The sequence below is a fragment of the Fulvivirga sp. M361 genome, from assembly GCF_007097395.1.
Lineage (GTDB): Bacteria > Bacteroidota > Bacteroidia > Cytophagales > Cyclobacteriaceae > Fulvivirga.
In genome coordinates, this window is record NZ_VKDC01000046.1 from 1 (window position 1) to 19,728 (window position 19,728).

The following is a 19,728-nucleotide window of genomic DNA, read 5'->3' on the forward strand; positions in this document are numbered from 1 at the left end:
GTGAAACTCATAAGTGGTTCTTGAGATTCTTGATCAAAATGAGTTTGCCGAAAATATCCGCATTATAAATGCTACATGTTGGGGCTTAGAAAGAAAATAGGAACGCATTACGCTTTGCTAAATGCGCTCCAGAGCCTGCTCGACTGCAACTCTCACCTGGCGTACATATAGCGATAGCATTACGTGTGCAGGTTTAGGAATAGGATTACAACCGTAAGGAATTTTGACGGGTGCAGCAGTTTCTCCATTCTAAGGAGATTACCACGGCTTTTCTGCACTAAACACAGCCATACACAACAGCCCTTGGATACAGTGCCAACTCGATAATGCTGCAACCAGTTAGTACCGAAAATATGAAACAAAACCGGTCCTCATTTTAAAATATCAATCGTCATTAAGGTAAATCTTAAAACTTGGTGAAATGAAAGTATTAAAAATTAACTCCAGTGCAGCAAAAGGAACCTCCATTAGTCGAAATGAGGTAGAGGCCATTATTTCAGAAATACTGGCCAAATACCCCAACGCGAAGGTAACGGATAGAGATGTAGCCTACGATAACTTACCCTTTCCTGATGATACGTTCGTAGATGCTATTTTTCATCAGGGAGAGTTGAATGAAGAGCAACAAAAAGCTATACAATTGTCTGATAACCTTGTAAATGAATTTATGGAGAGTGATATTTTAGTAATAGGCGCTCCTATGTACAATTTTGGGATACCGGCGTGTTTGAAAGCTTATTTTGATTTAGTAGCAAGGGCGGGGAAAACATTTCAATATAGTGAACAGGGTTATCCTGTCGGATTAGTTGAAAATAAAAAAGCCATTATCGCGATAACTACCGGAGGTGTCTCCTTAGGAAGTCCGATGGATTTTTCTAAAGGCTATATTTCCACTTTTTTAGGTTTTTTAGGGATACGGGATATTGAGTTTATAGAACTGGATGAAAATAGATTTAGGTATGAAGAAAAAAGAAAGATGGCCAATGAAAAGTTAGCGTCAATCTTCCAATAAAACGGCCGTGTGTTACAGACATCCCTACATTACTATTACGAGCAATGTTCAAATGGCGGTTGAAAGATTAAAGTTGGCAGTAGGCAATAATCAGTAAGCAACCTACTGATTTTTTTGCCTACTGCTCCTTGCCAACTGATCAAATAGCGTTCATCCTCTAACCCTATACGTCCGTGAGGATTAACCGGACACTTGACTCAAAAGACCATCAGGGTGAGCCACAAGCCTGTAATGTAATAAAGGTAATACCTGATGTACTGGTCTGCCTTATACACTCAAAAATGACCAAGGTTGGTCATTGTATCAGCTTCATGTTATAGCTTACTTTGCGGGTTAGTAATTAAAGACGTCAAAAAAGCCAATAATCAAGTCCGGCATAGCAATTAGTAAAATGTAACCTTCCATACTGATTTTTGTAGAAGTAAGACAAACCAGATTTTGACAAGAAAGGAATTTATACACATTTGCGGACTGTTCGGGCTTGGGTTACCGTTTCATACTGCATTAGCTTCGGGAAGCACCCCATCAAAATCAACCTTTTCAGGAAAGGTCATCATTATCGGAGCCGGGGCAGCAGGGTTATCGGCGGGATATTTACTGAAGCAACGGGGAATTGATTTCAAAATCCTTGAAGCAGCTCCCGGTTATGGTGGTAGAATGAAAACCAACCATGACTTTGCAGACTTCCCTATTCCATTAGGTGCGGAGTGGGTCACCTCAAATACCCTTCCTTTTAATCAAATTGTTGGTAACAGAACTGCAGTTGAAAAAATTGATACCGTAGGATACACACAAAACGATGAATATGGGGTTTGGTATAATGATAAACTGGTTAGAGGAGACCTTGGCAAACTCAATTATCGAAAATTTATCAATAGCTCCTGGCTCAATTTTTTCGAAGAATTTATTATCCCTGCGGTAACACAGCATATTCACTATCAAACTGCAGTCCGGTTAATCAATTATTCTGATAAGAAAGTAATAGTAAAAACACAAACATCTGAATTCACAGCAGATCGGATAATTGTAACCGCTCCAATCACGATGCTTCAGAATGAAACCATACGCTTTACACCTGCATTATCAAAAAAGAAATTAAATGCGATCAACAATGCTTCGATGTGGGACGGCTTGAAAGTGTTTATGGAATTTAAAAAGAAATTTTATCCCGCATTTACAGACCTCATCATTCATCCTGAAACGGATGGGCAGGTATCTTACTATGACGCCTCTTTCGGGCAGAACAGTAAAAAAAATGTGCTGGGGCTATTTGCTGTTGGCAAACCTGCGAAAAAATACGGAGCATATCATCAAGATGATCTGAAGGATCACCTGTTAAGTGAGCTGGATGAGATCTTTGAAGGCCAGGCCAGTCCCAACTATCTCAAACACATTACTCAAAATTGGTCAAATGAACCCTTTATTGAATGTGCCTACCTCAACGATTATGAAGACAGTAAAATAATTCGCACACTTCAGGAGTCAGTAGCAGATAAGATATTTTTTGCCGGAGATGGTTATACTTCCGGTAATGATTGGGGAAATGTACACAATGCGATAGAATCAGCCAGGCAGAGTGTTAATGAAATCCTGGACGAGTATAATTAGTAAGTTACATGAAGCATTTTTTAGCACTTTTTTCGTTCTTTATCACTGGTAATCTATACGCACAAAAAATAGATAAAGAAGACTTGTACAGAACGTGGTATCTGGATAAATATTCCGATGCAACTGAATATTATCAGCCACCCAAAAAGGAAACGGATGACTTTATCACCTTCCATAAGAACATGACATTCAATGCAAAAACGGAAGGTGAATTGAGTTCAGGAACGTGGATGCTGAATACAAATGGTAATTATCTCGAATTGAAATATGAACGTAACGACTCAGAAAAGTTGTACATCTACTTCCTTTCCACAAGGTCTTTAGTGTTGATGTATGATACAGATGAATACAGGATCTGGGAAGTCCATTACGTATCAGGCAAATGACCATTTGAGAATGAAATCGCTTTTTTTATTTATAGCGTTTTTATTAACGCAAGTTAAGGTTTACGCCCAGGAAACTGTCGCACTAAGGGCTGTCGGATTTGATGCAGGCGTACATCGCATTCATGTGGCAGACGTCCTGGATGACCGGGATGAACAGTATTTAGGTACTCATAAAAATCCGAACGGCAATGAAGTGAAATTATACCTGGACAAGGGAGCGGCAAGTTCGATCAAGCAGTTCTATGCTATTTCATTACCCCATCAAGAACATAGCAAACCTATCTACATTAAGATCTTAGCGCTAAATGTCCAGGAATCCAAAAGAAGGATGAACGATGGTATTGCCAGAATTGCCAGAGCACATATAGATGTAGTCTTTCTTGAAAAGAATGGAGGAAAACTTCATGAAGTCTTCAGTATAAAACATAATGAGGACCAGGTTTTTGGACTAGAGGATAAGCAGGGGTTGTATGTAACACACGAGAAAAGGATCAGGGCCGCTCTTGAATACTGCATGTTAGCTTTTTTAAACAATTATCAAGTGAGTGACCAAACAACCAACCATTTTACAAAGCCTGAAGAGGGTTATGTAGTGGATACAAAGTTGGGCCAATGGTTCAACCTGGTAACCATAAAAGGAATGCGGAGTTCGTATTTTGAAGGTTACGGAATAAGCTATACTGGCTTCGTGGACAATAAAAAAGGGCTTATTAAACCTTATGAAGCCTCTTTTGAGGTCACCTGGGCACGCCCCGGGATAGCCGCTGAAAATGGCTTTAAAGATGTTAACTCATTTGTGTTCAGACCGGAGTTGTATTTTATTTACAAAAGGTTGGCACGCGGCATCTACGGATCTTTAAGTGCTAACATACCCATAGGATATGAGATATTGGAAGATTTCGAGCAGAATAACTCATTCAACTTTGTGATCGGCTTAGGGGCAAGTCAAGGCATTCGATGCATACCGTGGGAAAAACAAGGTATTGTTTTTGGCGTAGATTTTTTCCAGCAATTTGAGACATCTAAAGTCTACAGCACCGACTTTGGTGTAGAGCTTGTATTGGGAATTAATTTTTGACGATACGTCAGAACAGAACTGATATCAACTGTAGCAAAGGCCCATTACTTTAAACCGATGTATGGTTCACTTTCCCACCCGATGCAGATAACAACAGCGTAAAGCAAGTTGGTGCAGAAATAAGTAAAATCCAGGTATTTTATATATACATATGCATTCTCTTTGGCGGATGTTTTATCAAGAGACTTTTCCACATTGGTAGTAGAGTTTCGAACAAACCTTGAAATGAAAATTGACAGTCAAACGTCTTTTTAAAAGTACAAGAAAGAGTCATACCAACACCTGAAGAGATAAAAGCATTACACCATCCTCAGTGTTACTATAGCGTATTTAGAAAGTAAGTCAAGAATCTGATCATCGATAGGTCATCAATCCGGAAAAATCTAATGACACCTAATTATGCTTTTAGGCAAAGAAAATGCAGTCCGAACGAAGATTCCATCAAGTTATGAGAGATAATAATGTTACACTGTTTTAATCACCAAAGTGGAATTTGCTGGATTAACTATAAACACACTATGGATGTATGATATATTGAGTCATACATAAATGTCCTTGCTAATTTACACGAATACCTGACTTCTGACTGTAATGGCTACCAAAGTTTCACTTTAGTGCAACAATTATTACCTTTGAATCGTGAGTAATAAACAAAGAACTGTTATTTTCTACAAAGACTATTTTGAATCCTTCTATCTAAAACAAGCAGAAAAGGTTCAAAAGAAAATAGTTTGGACGTTGAGTTTGATAGAAGAACTTAAGGTCATCCCAGAAACTTATCTAAAACACTTGAAAGGTGCGGAAGGGCTATATGAAGTGAGAGTTCAAGTAGGAAGTAATATATTTAGAATCTTCTGTTTCTTTGATATGGGACAATTGGTGGTTCTGATGAATGGATTTCAAAAAAAGACACAGAAAACACCGAAAAATGTGATTTACAAGGCATTGAAAATAAAAAAAGAATATGAGCAAGAAAGAAAATAACACTATGACATTGGATCAATTTAAGGATAAACATATTGGTCAAGTCGGAACATCTAAGCGTGACAATCTGGAAGAGGGGTATGAGAACTTCAAACTTGGCGCATTAATCCATGAAGCGAGACTAGAGAAAGGACTTACCCAGACTCAGCTAGCTGAAAAAATAGGTACTAGCAAATCTTATATTTCAAAGATTGAAAATAACCTTAAAGAGGTTCGCCTTTCAACGCTGAAAAAGATAGTAGAGCTTGGCTTAGGTGGGCAAATTGAGCTATCAATAAAATTCTAGAAAAAAGCTGATAATCGAGCACACAGGTCACCCTGCCCCTGTCTCACTCTGATTATGATTTTATTCTGTCCAAGCTACCTTTAATAGCACCCTATTTAGCCCAAGCAGCTACATACTAACTCTATCGAAACAGAAATCAACTTCAAATGACCAAAAGTACGTACCCCCATAGATGTCTGGAAAGGTTTAATGTCACTTAAGTAACTCTCGCGAAAAAAGAAAAAAACAGTCAAATTGACTATGAACAGCTGGACTTCTCAGATAAGTCATTGAACCTATTAAAAAAGCCAACGAATCTATTTCTCACTTAATTTGTAAAGTGAATCAACTCACTTGATCATTGATGTGTATCATCCGGATTACGGGAAGCCATCCGGGTCAAAAATGAGACCTGGTTATGGAGAAATCTTTATGAAAGCCATTGTATGTACAAAATACGGATCTCCGGCCACGCTTCAGATAAAAGAGCTGGCAAAACCTGTACCTCAAAAGAATGAGGTACTAGTAAAAATACATGCTACTGCAATAAATGACTATGACTGGAGCATGGTACGAGGTAAACCCTATCTATACCGCCTGATGTTCGGGTTGTTCAGCCCCAAAAAACAAATACCCGGTATGGAGCTGGCAGGCAAAGTTGAGGCAGTTGGTGCAGGTGCAACGTCTTTTAAGCCGGGTGACCTGGTCTATGGAGATATATCTGACTACGGTTTCGGCAGTTTTGCCGAATACATTTGCATCCATGAGAAAGCACTTGCCCCTAAACCTGATAAGATGACTTTTGAAGAAGCTGCCTCTATTCCTCATGCCTCTCTGCTTGCCGTACAGGGGCTGATCGATGTTGGGGAGATCCTGCAAGGGCAAAAGGTATTGATTAATGGAGCCGGCGGCGGAATGGGTATCTTTGGCTTCCAGATAGCCCGGCTGTATGGGGCTGAGGTCACCGGAGTGGATACCGGTGATAAGCTCAATCGAATGAAGTCCATTGGTTTCGATCATATCGTTGATTACAAAAAAGAGGATTTTACCAAAAATGGGCAGCGCTATGATCTGATCCTGGATGCCAAGACCAACCGTCAGACATTCGCCTATTTGAGGTCTTTAAAACCTCAAGGTAAATATGTTACCGTTGGCGGATACCTGACTAATCTTCTGCAATTATTCTTCCTGAAGCGATGGGTTTCCTTATTCAGTAATAAAAGTATGCATATCGTAGCCCTAAAACCCAACAAAGACCTCACCTATGTCAGTAAGCTTTTCGAGGGAGGTAAGGTAAAGCCGGTGATAGACGGACCATATGCGTTGGACGAAGTCCCTCAAATACTTCAGTATTTTGGCGATGGGAAACATACCGGAAAAGTAGTGATATCCCTGTTGCACTCCTAAGACACTGTAAAATGAGACTCGAAGCCACCAAACCCTGCATAGTGAAGAACTGAACAGCTACAAGCTTTTAGTAATGATCAACAGAGCAGCGGTGAATTCAATGGTCAGCCAAGCCATTTCCATAGATTTTCCAAAAATATTTGCGTAACCGAACGATTACACTTATACTTATAACCGATAAGCCGCACAACTTATGAGAAGAGACGTTTTTCAAGCGATTGCAGACCCGGTAAGGAGGGACATTATTGATTTGCTGGCAGAGGATTCTTTAACCGTCAATGCCGTAGCGGAAAAGTTCGAGATAAGCCGACCTGCCATATCCAAACATATCAAGATACTCAGTGAGTGTGGTCTGGTAAAAACTATATCCAAAGGAAGAGAACGCCATTGCATCATAGTTCCTGAAGAATTGAGCAGGGTTTCTGCCTGGGTAGAACGACATCGCAAACTATGGGAGCAAAAACTGGATTCCTTTGAAGAATACCTGAATGAATTAAAACGAAAAAATGAAGCAGATGAACGAGACAAATGACATTGAAAAACGGACGCTTACCATTAAAAGAACACTGAAGGCTCCGCGGAAACTGGTTTGGGAAGCCTGGACCCAACCGGAACACATCGCCCATTGGTGGGGACCGCATGGCATGAAAACCACCATCAGGAAACATAATTTCACAGTGGGTGGTGAATGGGAGTACTCCATGACCATGCCGGATGGTAAGGATTTTATCTCACACGGAATCTATTCCAATATTAAAGTGCCCGAGCTTATCGAAACATCTGCCAATTTTATACCTATGACCGAAGGAGTCACCATCGTGGTCAGCTTCATTGACGCACAAGAAAACACCGAATTTGTTTTTAAGGTGATCCATCCTACAGAAGCGTATTGCAGGCAGCAGGAAGAAATGGGTTTCATGAATGGTTGGGGGTCTGTTTTTGATGGAATGGAAAGGTATTTAAGTACGTTGGCAGCATAAAAGGACTGTTGCGAATACTGCACGTAAAATAGCTCCTCCTAAGAACCTGGAAAGGAGAACGCCATACAAACCGGCCCTTATAAACAAGCTATACGTATCTGCCGAAGTGTTGATAAAGGGATAGAACTTACCATCATTGACTGGTCCGGATTACCTGTTACTAACGTTAAGCAAAGATGGGAATCCATTTGCCAACAACTACAAGCATCTAGTCCACGAATAAATGATGAAGCTAAATCTTTTCAAGGGTTGCTAATAATTATTTTAGTGAAGGAACACCTGTTTTATTGTTATTTACCAGTAAGCAGTAGAATTACTATTAAAAATTGGACAAGCTCAAAGAAGTAATCAGACATATGATCAACATTTCAGAAAGTGAGATGGAAAACTTTCTGAAGAACTGCCTATCTAAAAAATTTAAGAAAAAAGAAATACTGAGCTATCCTGGTTCCCTTCCGAATGAGGTCTTTTTTATTGAATCCGGGCTGGTTAGAGTATGCTTAACGGATCAAAACGGAACGGAGCATACCATTCACCTGGCACTTGAAAATGAATTTATTTGTGATTATTCCGCATTCATACGAAAAGAGCTTTCAATTTATTCACTGGAAGTCCTGGAAGACACTCATGCCATTATTTTACCAAGATCATCTATCGATTGGGGCTACACGCATATGAAGGAAGGCAACAAACTAGGCCGATTGATCGCAGAATTTTATTTTATCTACCAGGACAACCGGATCAAAAACCAATTCATTAGAACGCCAAAGGAACGATACGACTCCATTACAGAAGTATTTCCGAATATCCATAACCGAGTACCCCAACATATGATTGCCTCCTACCTGGGGATAACCCCCATTCATCTTAGCCGGTTAAAAAAGTCTGACCGGTCCAAATCATAAACATATGTTATCGTTTTTGTAGCTCCGTGCAGCTGATCTTTGCCAAAGATTAAATGTTATGCTATGGTAAGATCGATCCTGTTTTCAGTAGTTATGTCCGTTTCGTTATGTGGCTGTTACTCTCTGAAAAAATCAGTTGACAATGGAAAGCCCTACAATGATCAAATTGATTGGCCTCCGGCTTACGAGCTCGATAAAACCGTATTTTACATTCACAATCGAATTGACATAAATGCCTCACCTCAGACTGTTTGGAACATTTTAATACAGGCCGAGGCCTGGCCGGATTGGTATCAGGGTATGCATGAAGTTAAAGTACTCAATGGCTTTGAAGGCGCTATCAAATCCAATTCAAAACTTACGTTTAATACCATGAATAGAGATTTCAATGGTATTATCAGGGAGTTCAAACCTTATGAAAGACTGGCCTGGGAAACGATCCATGAAGAGCTTAACGCCTATCATGCCTGGCTGATTATTCCAACCGAAAACGGATGCAGCGTAATCACGGATGAATCTCAGTATGGTAAACTTGCTAAACTTCAAACCATTTTTGTCCCTAACAAACTAAGAAGGTTGCACGATGAATGGTTAGAAGGACTGAAAAAGAAAGCTGAGTTGTGAATCAGTAAACGGACAGAAAAAGGCTATGAAATTTTCAAAAAAACAAAAAGACCTGTTCAAAGATAAATATGGCCCCTGGGCTGTGGTAACAGGAGCATCTTCTGGAATTGGAAGAGAATTAAGTCTTCAAATTGCACAAATAGGTATGAACACAGTAATTGTAGCTCGAAACAAGGAAAAGTTAGAAAGGTTGAAATCGGAAATTACAGAAAAACATTCCGTTGAAGTTCAAGTTGTTTCAGCTGATCTTTCCGACGGGGGAGTGCAAAAAGTGATTGAGGCAATTGCGAACAGGGAGATCGGATTATTTGTGGCATCGGCTGGATTTGGAACCTCAGGCCCCTTCTTAAAAAACTCTATGCACGAAGAAGTGAATATGTTGGATGTCAACTGTTCATCTCTACTGGCATTGACCCATTACTTTGCCCAAACGTTTTCGAATAAGAAACGAGGAGGTATTATCTTAATGAGTTCTATTGTGGCCTTTCAAGGTGTCCCATTTTCCGCAAATTATGCAGCAACGAAGGCTTATGTACAATCTTTGGCAGAAGGTCTTTATCATGAACTAAAACCACATGGTGTAAGCGTGCTTGCAGCAGCGCCAGGTCCGGTCAATAGTGGATTTTCATCCAGGGCAAATATGAAAATGGGTAATGTGTTAAGGCCGGAAGACATTGGTATACCTATTTTAAAAGCACTCGGCAGACAAACTACCGTTTTGCCGGGAAGGCTGACTAAAATACTTGTATATGCTCTCAGAACAGTTCCAAGATGGGGTAAAGTGAGGATTATGAAAATGGTGATGGGTGGAATGACAGCACATCAGGGGGATTGAAACACTTTCCTACTCAAATTGTCTACCATGGCCTCAAGTCTGACAGCGACCAGAACTCAAAATCGAAGCCTTTATATAAACAAATGAAATGTCAGGCCTGTCCAGCTATGGAATGATAGGTATTTGGAAATTTCAGCAACAGTAATGAATTTAAAATATATTGTAGATTTGAAAAATGGGAATTTTCCAATACGGATTCATCACAGTCAGACGTTATAGCTCAATCAAACGTTTTTTAAAAAATAGAATTCTCATATCAGCAGACCACACCCTATATTAATGCCCACCAACAATTGTCTTTTCCTCTTATTGGCGCTATGCTTCCCAAAAATAGTATTATCCCAGGCTGGTACTAAAGCCTATACGGCAGGATTTACCATTCATCGATTAATAGATGAAAGCAGAACTTACAAGCCGAATACAAGGGCTGATGACAGTTTGCATTACAGACCCGTTGATCTGGATATATGGTATCCTTCCTATAAGGTGACAGGTCAGCCGTTGGTTTTTAAAGATCTATTCCAGCTACTTGAAGATCGTGCCGTAAGATATCAGGATGGTGAAGATTATACCGGTTTTACCAATGAAATGGCCCAATTCTTTGTGGCAGAATTGGGGATAGAAGGCAATAGCGAAACCCTGCTGAACATAAAAACGGAGACCTATGCTGACCTGGGAAAATCAAAGGAAAAGCATCCGCTCATTATTTACATGGCTGGATTTAATGGGATGGGATTTGAAAACTACAAGGTCCTGGAAAAACTGGCCCAAAATGGGTTTGTCGTGGTTTCCATATGGTCCGTAGGACGGTATCCCGGAAATATGACCAATGAAATGACCGATATGATGGAACAGGTATATGACGCAGAATTCGCCATGAAATACCTTCGGGAAAGGCCGGAATTTAACATAGATTTTACAAAGGTAGGAGTACTTGGGTGCAGCTGGGGCGGTATGAGCGGAGGAGTATTAGCAGATAGAAATCCCAACATTTCCGCTATGGTTTCATTTGACGGAACAGAGACCACTTACTTTGGTGAACCTGGCGAAGCCGAAAATGATCACTTTTTAAAAGACATTCATGACAAAAACCTATTAAACCCTGCTGCACAAACTCTCAAATACATGTACCTGGAAAGTGGTGATAAATTGGATGAATACACGCCTTCTGCATCCTATAATTATTTTGAAAAACTAAATGCTGAAAAGTATTACCTACGGTATAAAGACAGTAAGCATGTTGACTTCCTGTGCATCCCCTCTATTTTGAATGTATCTGAAAATTCTGTCCGTACGTATTCTGCACTTTCTGAGGCTACCGTTCTTTTCTTTAATAAATATTTCAAGGATAAAAGCGGTTTCAATGAATACTTTGATTATCTGATAACACTGGATAACACAACGGACCAAATCTTTAACAAGAAAAAACCTGAGAACTCCCATATGGGGATTTCAGGTATAATCATAGATTCAAAATCAAAAGCACCACTGCCATACGTAAACATAGGTATCTTGAATAAGGAGGTCGGGACTGTTACCGATACAAGTGGTGAATTTATACTCAGGTTAGAAGATGACATGCTCAAAGATACAATCAGGGTTTCTATGATAGGATATCAGCCTATTGTGTTTGTTGCCGGAGAAAAGGTCGGTCATAATGAATATTGTCAAATCGAACTGGAAGAAAAGATAGATGAGTTAAAAGAAGTAGTAATAACCGCAAAAGCCTACAAAGAAAAAACCCTGGGAAATAAAACCGTTTCAAAATTTTTGAGTACAGGTTTCGGTTACAACCAATTGGGTGCGGAAATGGGAATAAAAGTTAACATCAAAAAGAAACCCACATATGTAGACGCATTTAATTTTAATATTTCATATAACCGGCTAAGTGCGAAATCAATCTTTCGCCTTAATTTCTATACCATCAAAAAAGGTAAGCCCGCATATAATGTCCTCAAAGAAAATATTTTGATCCCATTAGAACCAAAAGAAACCGGAGTTAAACGTATAGACTTAGGAAAGTACAACATCATTCTCACCGAAGACGTGTTTGTAACCCTTGAATGGGTGGACAATGAAGGACAAAATGATAAGGGAGAGGCAATCTATTTTTCCCTGGCTTTACTATCAAATGGCACAATTTACAAAGCGTCCAGTCAGTCAAAATATAAAAAGCATAGCAGCCTGGGGGTAGGGTTTAATATTGATGTGAAATATTGAGATATAAGTCAGGGGGTTTTATCAATATTGCTGGTATAGGTATACTGATCATCAGATGAAGAGCAGCAAATTCTGATAGTACCCTGATCAATAGTTAGTATATTTACACCAAAATAGGAAAGGGAAAGAGTCTTTCAACTTATAAGATGATCAGGTTTATTGTTAAGTAAGAAAATAAAGCTTTGTGCCCTATATTTTCTCATAAAGACGTTATAAGCAAGTAAAATGAGCAGTATAACTTAGCTTAGAGCAATTATTCTTACAAAGTAATCATGTCCGAATATCAAGCCACCTGTAGACCACTCTCATTAAGCAAAAACTACTTATTATTTAGTATAATCTTTTTAATCTGTTTTTGTAACACTTCTGCCTCGGAATTACCGAAACATTTTGTAACAGACTTTGGGGCTGTCGCAGATGGTAAAACCTTGAATACAGAAGCAATACAAAATGCCATTGATGCAGCTCACAAACTGAAAGGCGGCATTGTTGTGTTTACCGAAGGAAAATTTTTATCGGGAAGTCTTGTACTAAAAAGCGATGTGAGACTATTGTTTGAAAAAGGCTCCGTTTTGCTTGGGAGCACCCATCCGGGGCATTATAGGAGATTGGAGATCAAAAACGCGCTAACCTCCCCTAAAACCGATGATAACTCAAAACTAGCTTTACTGGTCGCCTACAATGCAAACAACATTTCCATTACCGGGAAAGGTACAATTGATGGCCAGGGAAGACAACTGGCGTTAAACATCGATAGCCTGCACCATACCGGTATCGTGATTGATCCAAATTATGGCACCAGGCCAAGCGAGCTCATGCGACCAAAAATTATAAACTTTTGGGAATGTAAAAATGTGATTGTTTCTGGTATCACCATTAAAAACTCATCTAATTGGGTTCAGACGTATGAATTGTGTGAAAATGTCACTGTTAAAAATATTGTGGTTAAAAGCCGTGCTTATTGGAATAATGACGGACTAAATATTACAGACAGTAAACATGTCAAAATAAGTAATTGTGACATCAATTCTGCCGATGATGGAATCACCCTGAAGTCTTATTATCCCGGCAGATTTAATGATGATGTCCGGATTTCAAATTGTACGATTCGAAGTAGTGCAAGCGCAGTAAAGTTTGGCACTGCTTCAGTAGGTGGATTCAAAGACATTGTTATCGATAGCATAAGCGTTTTTGATACTTTTCGTTCTGCCATAGCTATCGAAACCGTGGATGGAGGGTTTATTGAAAATGTTGCTGTCTCAAATATCTATGCAGAAAATACGGGTAATGCCATTTTTGTAAGACTAGGGCATAGAAGCGGCGATACGCCCGGCACCATTAAAGGGCTTTCTTTTAAGAACATAAAAGCCCAAATTCCATTCGGACGGCCAGACATCGATTACGATCTAAGAGGACCGGAAGTTTGTTATTTTCATAATCAGTTCCCTGCCTCGATAGCAGGGATACCCGGATCTGATGTCAAAGGCATCTCATTGGAAAACATAGAGATCACCTATCCGGGGCGTGCATCAAAAGGAATGGCTTATATACCTCTTTGGCGGCTAGATGATGTACCCGAAAAAATAGAAAGCTACCCTGAATACACCATGTTTGGAGAATTACCTTCATGGGGCTTTTTCATCCGTCATGTTAAAGGGATCTCATTAAAAAATGTGAAATTAAACCTTCAGGATACAGACTTCAGGCCTGCTTTTGTTTTTGATGATGTTAAAGACCTTACGATTGAGCAATTAAGTTTACCAGACAATGTAATACATCCAGTTATATTAAAGGAAATTAAAAATGCACGGATCGACAATGAAGCCAGGAAATATGTAAAAGAACTTTAAGGCTCTTATAGCCCCGTTATATACAGTATCGTTTTAGGTTACAATGATACCGGTACCTAACGCTGTGTATAAATAATGGCGAAAAAATGTTAAATTCAGTTTCTAAAGATAAATTCAGAAAGCGTTATGTACTACCTTGTATGCAATTCTGAAGGACATTAGCCAGGCACATGGGAAAACATCGCAAATGTCTTCGATAGAAACAAAAACAAAACTACGATGACCTCAACAAAAAACATTTCGTACCAAGTTTTGTTGACCGGATTAATCGCTTTGATAGTAGTTAGTGTGTTAATTTTTAATGTCTTTTATTTTTCAACCTATTACGGATTCGTTCAGGTTAACTATATTAATTCCTTACTTCTAATGCCTTTCCTGGCACTTGTCCTCTCTTTTGGCATTATTCTGGGGCGATCTCAACCACCTGAAAAGTGGACAGACCAGGAAAATGATCCATTAACCGTAAGAGAGACGGAAATTGTTGAATTGATCATACAAGGTAAAAGGAATCAAGAGATTGCTAATCAACTTTTTGTTGAATTGTCGACCGTAAAATCTCATATAAATAATATCTACAAAAAAACAGAAGTGAAAGATCGAAAAGAATTAATCAAAATAACGAAGCGGAAATAACTGATAACAAGTATTCCTATTGAAATTCCACCCTTTTTTCCACCCCTATATTTTGTAGTTCTTGCTGAAGAAAAGTAAACATTTACAGTGTAAATAAAACTTGAATAGCAATGAAACAAAAAGTCCTATCCCCCATCTTATCAGGAGCCTTTATCGCGCTTGCCGGAAGTATATTAATGCTTATATTATTAGCATTGAACTTAGTAGGACCTGAGTCTATTAAAAATGATAACTTAATGTATGGCGGCACCCTATTGTTTATTTCGCTATATGTATTTCTTTTAGTCGGGTTATTTATCAGCATGAAAAAAATCAAAAAGCTCAATGGAGACACTTTAACCTTTTTAGAGGCACTGAAAACAGGTTTTTACACCAGTTTATCGACTGCCATTTTTGGAGTGATTTTTACTATTATATTTTACGAGCTGATCTATCCGAAATACAACCAGGAAATGGCTGAAGTAATCACAGCCAGGTTAAGTAACTCACCATTGAGTCCGGAAGAAATCAATGGAAAGGTAGCAGAACAGACCCAATACTATAGCACTGGTATCCAGGCAAAATTTTCATTTGTGGGGAACCTGATAACAGGCATAGCCTTTTCCCTAGTAATGGGTTTGTTCTTAAGAACAAAAAGAGATCATTGAAATGTAAAAAAGAATAAAATGAATCAAGATAAAGAGGCAACCCATTTCATAGAAAAAGCCGGTGAAGAACAACGGGAAATACTGAAATTATTACGTAATCTAATAGCCCAGGCTGTTCCTGAAGCCAAAGAACAATTCAAATGGAACAGACCTGTTTATGGCACGCAAAAAGATTTTAGCTACTTACAAACTGCCAAAAATTATGTGACCCTCGGTTTTTTTAACTTCAAAAAAGTGGATGACCCGAAGCGCCTGTTGGAAGGAACAGGAAAACAAATGAGACATATTAAAATTTCAAAGAAAGAGGATATTAAAGCTGAACTGTTTTCAACTATGCTCCATCAGGCAGCAAAACAATCCGGCAACTAACATCCTCTTTCTCACTGGTAACTAATGACTTACGCCCACAACCTCTCACCTTTTATCTAAACTCTTTATTTTCTTCGGGAGAACAGTTGACCGGCTTACGTAAGGAAAACCTGTCCCGGTGCACATCCCCTGTAATCAAACATTTTATTGCGCCATAGCCATTTGAGAACCGGATGAAACCGACTTTTCTTTTTTATTCCTCAGTGCGCGGATATTAAATTGGATGACTATAGAGACCACAAGCGCTATAACGAACAATCCGGCAAATATATAGAGCGTTTGCTGGTAACTACCTGTGGTCTGCCTCACATAGGCTGCCAGTTGTGGCCCAACCAGACCTGCTGCTGCCCAAGCTGTTAAAATATTGCCGTGGATCGCTGACAGGTTCTTGGTACCAAATACATCTCCAATATACGCCGGGATAGAAGCAAATCCACCCCCGTAACAAGTAAGGATCAGAAATATGATACCCTGAAACATGATGGCGTTAGTAGTTTGTGGAAGCAGAAAAAACGCAATGATCTGCACAACAAAAAACACCGTATAAGTCATCGGTCTGCCAATAATATCCGAGAAACTTGCCCAACCAATTCTTCCCAATCCATTGAAAAGCCCCATAGCACCTACCATCGCTGCGGCCGCTACGGGAGTCAACCCGGCTATTTCCTGGGAAAGTGGTGAGGCCACTGATATAACAGCAATTCCACAAGTGATATTGATGAATAACATGATCCATAAATAATAGAAACGGACGGTACTCAATGCTTCTATCGAAGAGACCTGCGCCAGGTCCGCTTTGATGACCTTTTTACCTGTCTTGGCATTGGCATCAAATCCTTCAGGGACCCATCCTTCAGGAGGTGGTGATAAGTATTGTGCAGAACTCATCATTACGATGAAGTAAACGATACCCAGAATAAAGAAAGTGGATGATATACCTGCAGTACCTATTAGAAACTGGATAACACTACTGGCCAGCAACGCGCCAAAGCCAAACCCCATAATAGCCAATCCGGTGGCCAGCCCTCTTCGATCCGGAAACCATTTCACCAATGTGGAGACTGGGCAAATATACCCCACTCCTAACCCAATACCACTGATAACGCCATATCCTAGATAAAACAAATAGATGCTCTTAAGACTAATGGCCAGTCCCGCCAGGATCAAACCTGCTCCATAGAAAGATGCTGAGAGCATACCACTTTTCCTGGGGCCCATTCTCTCTACTTTTCGACCCAAAAATGCGGCGGACGATCCCAGAAAAAGAATGGCTATACTAAAAGCCCAGGCGGTTTGCTTGAATTCCCATCCGACACTTTCCAATAATGGTTTTTTTAATACACTATATGCGTATACAGCTCCAATTGACACATGAATACCCACCGCTGAAGCAGCAATTAACCATCTGTTTTTAATTTTTTCCATAGTTTATTTCGTTTCTATCTGTTTAGGGTTTTGGGACTTAATTCCTTTAAATCTTCCTGATGTATTTTTGAGAGCGTAAAGGGAATTTTTTTATTGAGATATCCCAATGATTCTAGTCAGGATTGTAAGTGACGGCTATCATAAATTGGATAAAATCAGTGGTTATATTTGCAGTTCATCTAGAGAAGAATTATGTCAATTGGAGTAGAAAACAACATCAAAGAGTTTGTCAAGGGTACCTGGAATGATACCGTTGACGTCAGAAATTTTGTATTAAAGAACATTGCGCCCTATGATGGAAATGCTGATTTCCTCACCAGACCAACAGACAAAACCAATCTACTTTTTGATATCTGCAAAAAAGCAGTCAAGGAAGAGATAGAGAATAAAGGAGTTCGCTCTATTGATCCCTCTATTATCTCTAGAATCGCCTCTCATCAGGCAGGATACATCTCTAAAGAACATGAGGTGATCGTTGGTTTACAAACCGATGAATTACTCAAAAGAGCGATCAAACCCTACGGTGGGGTGAAAATAGTGGAGAAAGCCTGCCAGGAGCATGGCATAACCTTAGACCCTAAGGTCAAAGACGTTTTTGACAATTACGTAAAATCTCATAACGAAGGAGTATTTGACGCTTACACCACTGAGATAAGAAAATTCAGATCACTGGGTTTTCTCACCGGTTTACCTGACAATTATGCTCGCGGACGCATCATTGGCGACTATAGAAGATTAGCTCTTTATGGTACTGAAATGCTTATTCAAGCTAAACTGGACGACTTGGAGGGCTTAGTGGGTCCAATGAATGACTCCCGTATCAGGTTAAGAGAAGAAGTCAATGAGCAGATCAAGGCATTAAAAGAGATCAAAGTTTTAGGAGACGCGTATGGCCTGGACTTAAGCCGACCCGCCACAAATGCACAAGAGGCGGTCCAATGGGTATACATGGCTTACCTGGCGGCCGTCAAAGAGCAGGATGGAGCTGCCATGTCTTTGGGTAATGTATCTTCATTCATAGATATTTATATCAACCGGGATATGGAAGCCGGCGTGCTTACCGAAGGTGAAGCACAAGAGTTGATAGATCAGTTCGTAATGAAATTACGCATGGTGCGTCACCTTAGAATGGGAGCTTACAATGATATTTTTGCCGGCGATCCTACCTGGGTTACGGAAGCCATTGGGGGTCTGAGCCTCGCCGGAGGTCATAAAGTGACTAAAACATCCTTCCGGTTTTTGCAAACCTTGTACAATTTAGGACCATCTCCTGAGCCAAACATGACCGTGCTTTGGTCAGCAGAGTTACCAAAAGGCTTTAAGGAATTCTGTGCGCAGGTTTCTGTAGACACTTCGTCTATTCAATATGAGAATGATGATTTGATGCGTCAGACAAGAAATGCGGACGACTATGGTATTGCATGTTGTGTCTCATTCCAGGAAATAGGTAAACATATCCAGTTTTTTGGAGCACGTTGTAACCTGGCCAAGACACTTCTTCTTGCTATCAACGGTGGTAAATGTGAGAATACAGGCACACAGGTGATCGAAGGAGTACAAGCACTGAAAAGCGACGTACTGAATTATAAAGAGGTTATGGACAACTTCCGTTTCACTATGAAAGAAATGGCAAGAGTGTATGTGGACTCTATGAATATCATCCACTATATGCATGACAAGTACTACTACGAACGAGCCCAAATGGCTTTTGTAGATACTGACCCAAAAGTGAATGTCGCTTACGGAATAGCCGGGCTGTCCATAGTAGCTGACTCTCTTTCCGCCATCAAACATGCAAAAGTAACTGCTATAAGAGATGAAAATGGTCTGGCCGTGGACTTCAAAATAGAAGGTGAATTCCCATATTATGGAAATGACGACGATCGGGTGGATCAAATGGCAGTGGATATCACCAGTCATTTTAACAAGCAATTGGCGGCTTACGAAACCTATAAGAATGCCGAACCTACTATGTCTATCCTTACCATTACCTCTAATGTAGTATATGGGAAGAAAACCGGGGCAACACCCGACGGCAGGGCCAAAGGGGTGGCATTTGCACCGGGAGCAAATCCAATGCACGGCAGAGATACCCATGGAGCCATTGCATCTTTGAACTCAGTGGCCAAACTCGACTACAATGACGCGTTGGACGGTATCTCCAACACCATGAGTATGGTACCAGAAACATTGGGGGCTAATCAAGCAGCCAGGGTCCTAAACCTGACAACCATATTAGATGGGTATTTTGGCAGAGGAGCACATCATTTGAATGTTAATGTACTGAATAGGGAGTTACTCATGGATGCGATGGAGCATCCCGAAAATTACCCTCAGCTTACCATTCGGGTTTCCGGATACGCGGTGAACTTTGTCCGGTTATCAAGAGACCAGCAATTAGAAGTATTATCGAGAAGTTTTTTCGAGAAGATTTAGCACAATGATGATTAGGGCCGGGCATACTTTATGTATGTTCGGTCTTATTTTCATCAGCATAATA

At 39.9% G+C, this 19,728-nt stretch carries 19 protein-coding genes; 18 read left to right on the forward strand and 1 reads right to left on the reverse strand.

All coding sequences use genetic code 11. The features are described from left to right. The first annotated feature begins 421 nt into the window (after positions 1 to 421). The 17 genes from FNH22_RS28460 to FNH22_RS28540 all read left to right on the forward strand — a co-directional run bounded on the left by FNH22_RS28460 (position 422) and on the right by FNH22_RS28540 (position 15,803). A complete protein-coding gene (locus tag FNH22_RS28460; protein ID WP_185154469.1) occupies positions 422 to 1,012 on the forward strand; it encodes an FMN-dependent NADH-azoreductase in 591 nt (196 codons plus the stop codon). 438 nt (positions 1,013 to 1,450) lie between these two features. After that, a complete protein-coding gene (locus FNH22_RS28465; RefSeq protein WP_143401926.1) occupies positions 1,451 to 2,620 on the forward strand; it encodes an FAD-dependent oxidoreductase in 1,170 nt (389 codons plus the stop codon). A gap of 8 nt (positions 2,621 to 2,628) precedes the next feature. After that, a complete protein-coding gene (locus tag FNH22_RS28470; RefSeq protein ID WP_143401927.1) occupies positions 2,629 to 3,006 on the forward strand; it encodes a lipocalin family protein in 378 nt (125 codons plus the stop codon). A 10-nt stretch (positions 3,007 to 3,016) separates the two neighbouring features. Next, positions 3,017 to 4,084, forward strand: a complete 1,068-nt coding sequence (locus FNH22_RS28475) for a hypothetical protein (RefSeq protein ID WP_143401928.1) — start codon at positions 3,017 to 3,019, stop codon at positions 4,082 to 4,084. A 639-nt stretch (positions 4,085 to 4,723) separates the two neighbouring features. Beyond that, positions 4,724 to 5,068 (forward strand): type II toxin-antitoxin system RelE/ParE family toxin, encoded by a 345-nt coding sequence (locus FNH22_RS28480; protein WP_221420372.1) that lies wholly within the window; start codon positions 4,724 to 4,726, stop codon positions 5,066 to 5,068. Next, complete coding sequence (locus tag FNH22_RS28485) at positions 5,049 to 5,354, forward strand: helix-turn-helix domain-containing protein (RefSeq protein WP_143401930.1); 306 nt, start codon at positions 5,049 to 5,051, stop codon at positions 5,352 to 5,354. Before FNH22_RS28480 ends, FNH22_RS28485 begins: the two co-directional genes overlap by 20 nt. Positions 5,355 to 5,738: 384 nt before the next feature. After that, positions 5,739 to 6,740: an NAD(P)-dependent alcohol dehydrogenase gene (locus tag FNH22_RS28490; RefSeq protein WP_255518180.1), complete on the forward strand. Its 1,002-nt coding sequence runs from the start codon at positions 5,739 to 5,741 to the stop codon at positions 6,738 to 6,740. 193 nt (positions 6,741 to 6,933) lie between these two features. After that, positions 6,934 to 7,272, forward strand: a complete 339-nt coding sequence (locus tag FNH22_RS28495) for a helix-turn-helix transcriptional regulator (protein WP_143401931.1) — start codon at positions 6,934 to 6,936, stop codon at positions 7,270 to 7,272. Further along, the gene (locus FNH22_RS28500; protein ID WP_143401932.1) at positions 7,256 to 7,720 is read left to right on the forward strand and encodes an SRPBCC domain-containing protein; all 465 of its coding nucleotides are present in this window, start codon (positions 7,256 to 7,258) and stop codon (positions 7,718 to 7,720) included. Before FNH22_RS28495 ends, FNH22_RS28500 begins: the two co-directional genes overlap by 17 nt. A 326-nt stretch (positions 7,721 to 8,046) precedes the next feature. Continuing rightward, on the forward strand, positions 8,047 to 8,625 hold the full coding sequence (locus tag FNH22_RS28505; RefSeq protein WP_143401933.1) for a Crp/Fnr family transcriptional regulator: 579 nt from the start codon (positions 8,047 to 8,049) through the stop codon (positions 8,623 to 8,625). A 63-nt stretch (positions 8,626 to 8,688) separates the two neighbouring features. Beyond that, positions 8,689 to 9,249, forward strand: coding sequence for an SRPBCC domain-containing protein (locus FNH22_RS28510; protein ID WP_143401934.1), 561 nt, complete (start codon positions 8,689 to 8,691; stop codon positions 9,247 to 9,249). A 25-nt stretch (positions 9,250 to 9,274) separates the two neighbouring features. Then, positions 9,275 to 10,084, forward strand: a complete 810-nt coding sequence (locus FNH22_RS28515) for an SDR family oxidoreductase (RefSeq protein WP_143401935.1) — start codon at positions 9,275 to 9,277, stop codon at positions 10,082 to 10,084. Between the two features lie 279 nt (positions 10,085 to 10,363). Beyond that, complete coding sequence (locus tag FNH22_RS28520) at positions 10,364 to 12,304, forward strand: carboxypeptidase-like regulatory domain-containing protein (protein ID WP_143401936.1); 1,941 nt, start codon at positions 10,364 to 10,366, stop codon at positions 12,302 to 12,304. 272 nt (positions 12,305 to 12,576) lie between these two features. Then, positions 12,577 to 14,154, forward strand: coding sequence for a glycoside hydrolase family 28 protein (locus tag FNH22_RS28525; protein ID WP_143401937.1), 1,578 nt, complete (start codon positions 12,577 to 12,579; stop codon positions 14,152 to 14,154). 219 nt (positions 14,155 to 14,373) lie between these two features. Then, positions 14,374 to 14,787, forward strand: a complete 414-nt coding sequence (locus FNH22_RS28530; protein ID WP_143401938.1) for a LuxR C-terminal-related transcriptional regulator — start codon at positions 14,374 to 14,376, stop codon at positions 14,785 to 14,787. Positions 14,788 to 14,897: 110 nt separating this feature from the next. Beyond that, a complete protein-coding gene (locus FNH22_RS28535) occupies positions 14,898 to 15,434 on the forward strand; it encodes a DUF4199 domain-containing protein (protein WP_143401939.1) in 537 nt (178 codons plus the stop codon). Positions 15,435 to 15,452: 18 nt separating this feature from the next. Continuing rightward, positions 15,453 to 15,803: a DUF1801 domain-containing protein gene (locus FNH22_RS28540; protein ID WP_143401940.1), complete on the forward strand. Its 351-nt coding sequence runs from the start codon at positions 15,453 to 15,455 to the stop codon at positions 15,801 to 15,803. Positions 15,804 to 15,947: 144 nt separating this feature from the next. On the opposite strand, the gene FNH22_RS28545 is transcribed toward FNH22_RS28540, so the two are convergent. Continuing rightward, on the reverse strand, positions 15,948 to 17,228 hold the full coding sequence (locus tag FNH22_RS28545) for an OFA family MFS transporter (RefSeq protein WP_143401941.1): 1,281 nt from the start codon (positions 17,226 to 17,228) through the stop codon (positions 15,948 to 15,950). A 192-nt stretch (positions 17,229 to 17,420) separates the two neighbouring features. Between FNH22_RS28545 and pflB the strand changes: the two genes are divergently transcribed. Then, positions 17,421 to 19,664, forward strand: a complete 2,244-nt coding sequence (gene pflB, locus FNH22_RS28550) for a formate C-acetyltransferase (RefSeq protein WP_143401942.1) — start codon at positions 17,421 to 17,423, stop codon at positions 19,662 to 19,664. Positions 19,665 to 19,728 lie beyond the last annotated feature (64 nt).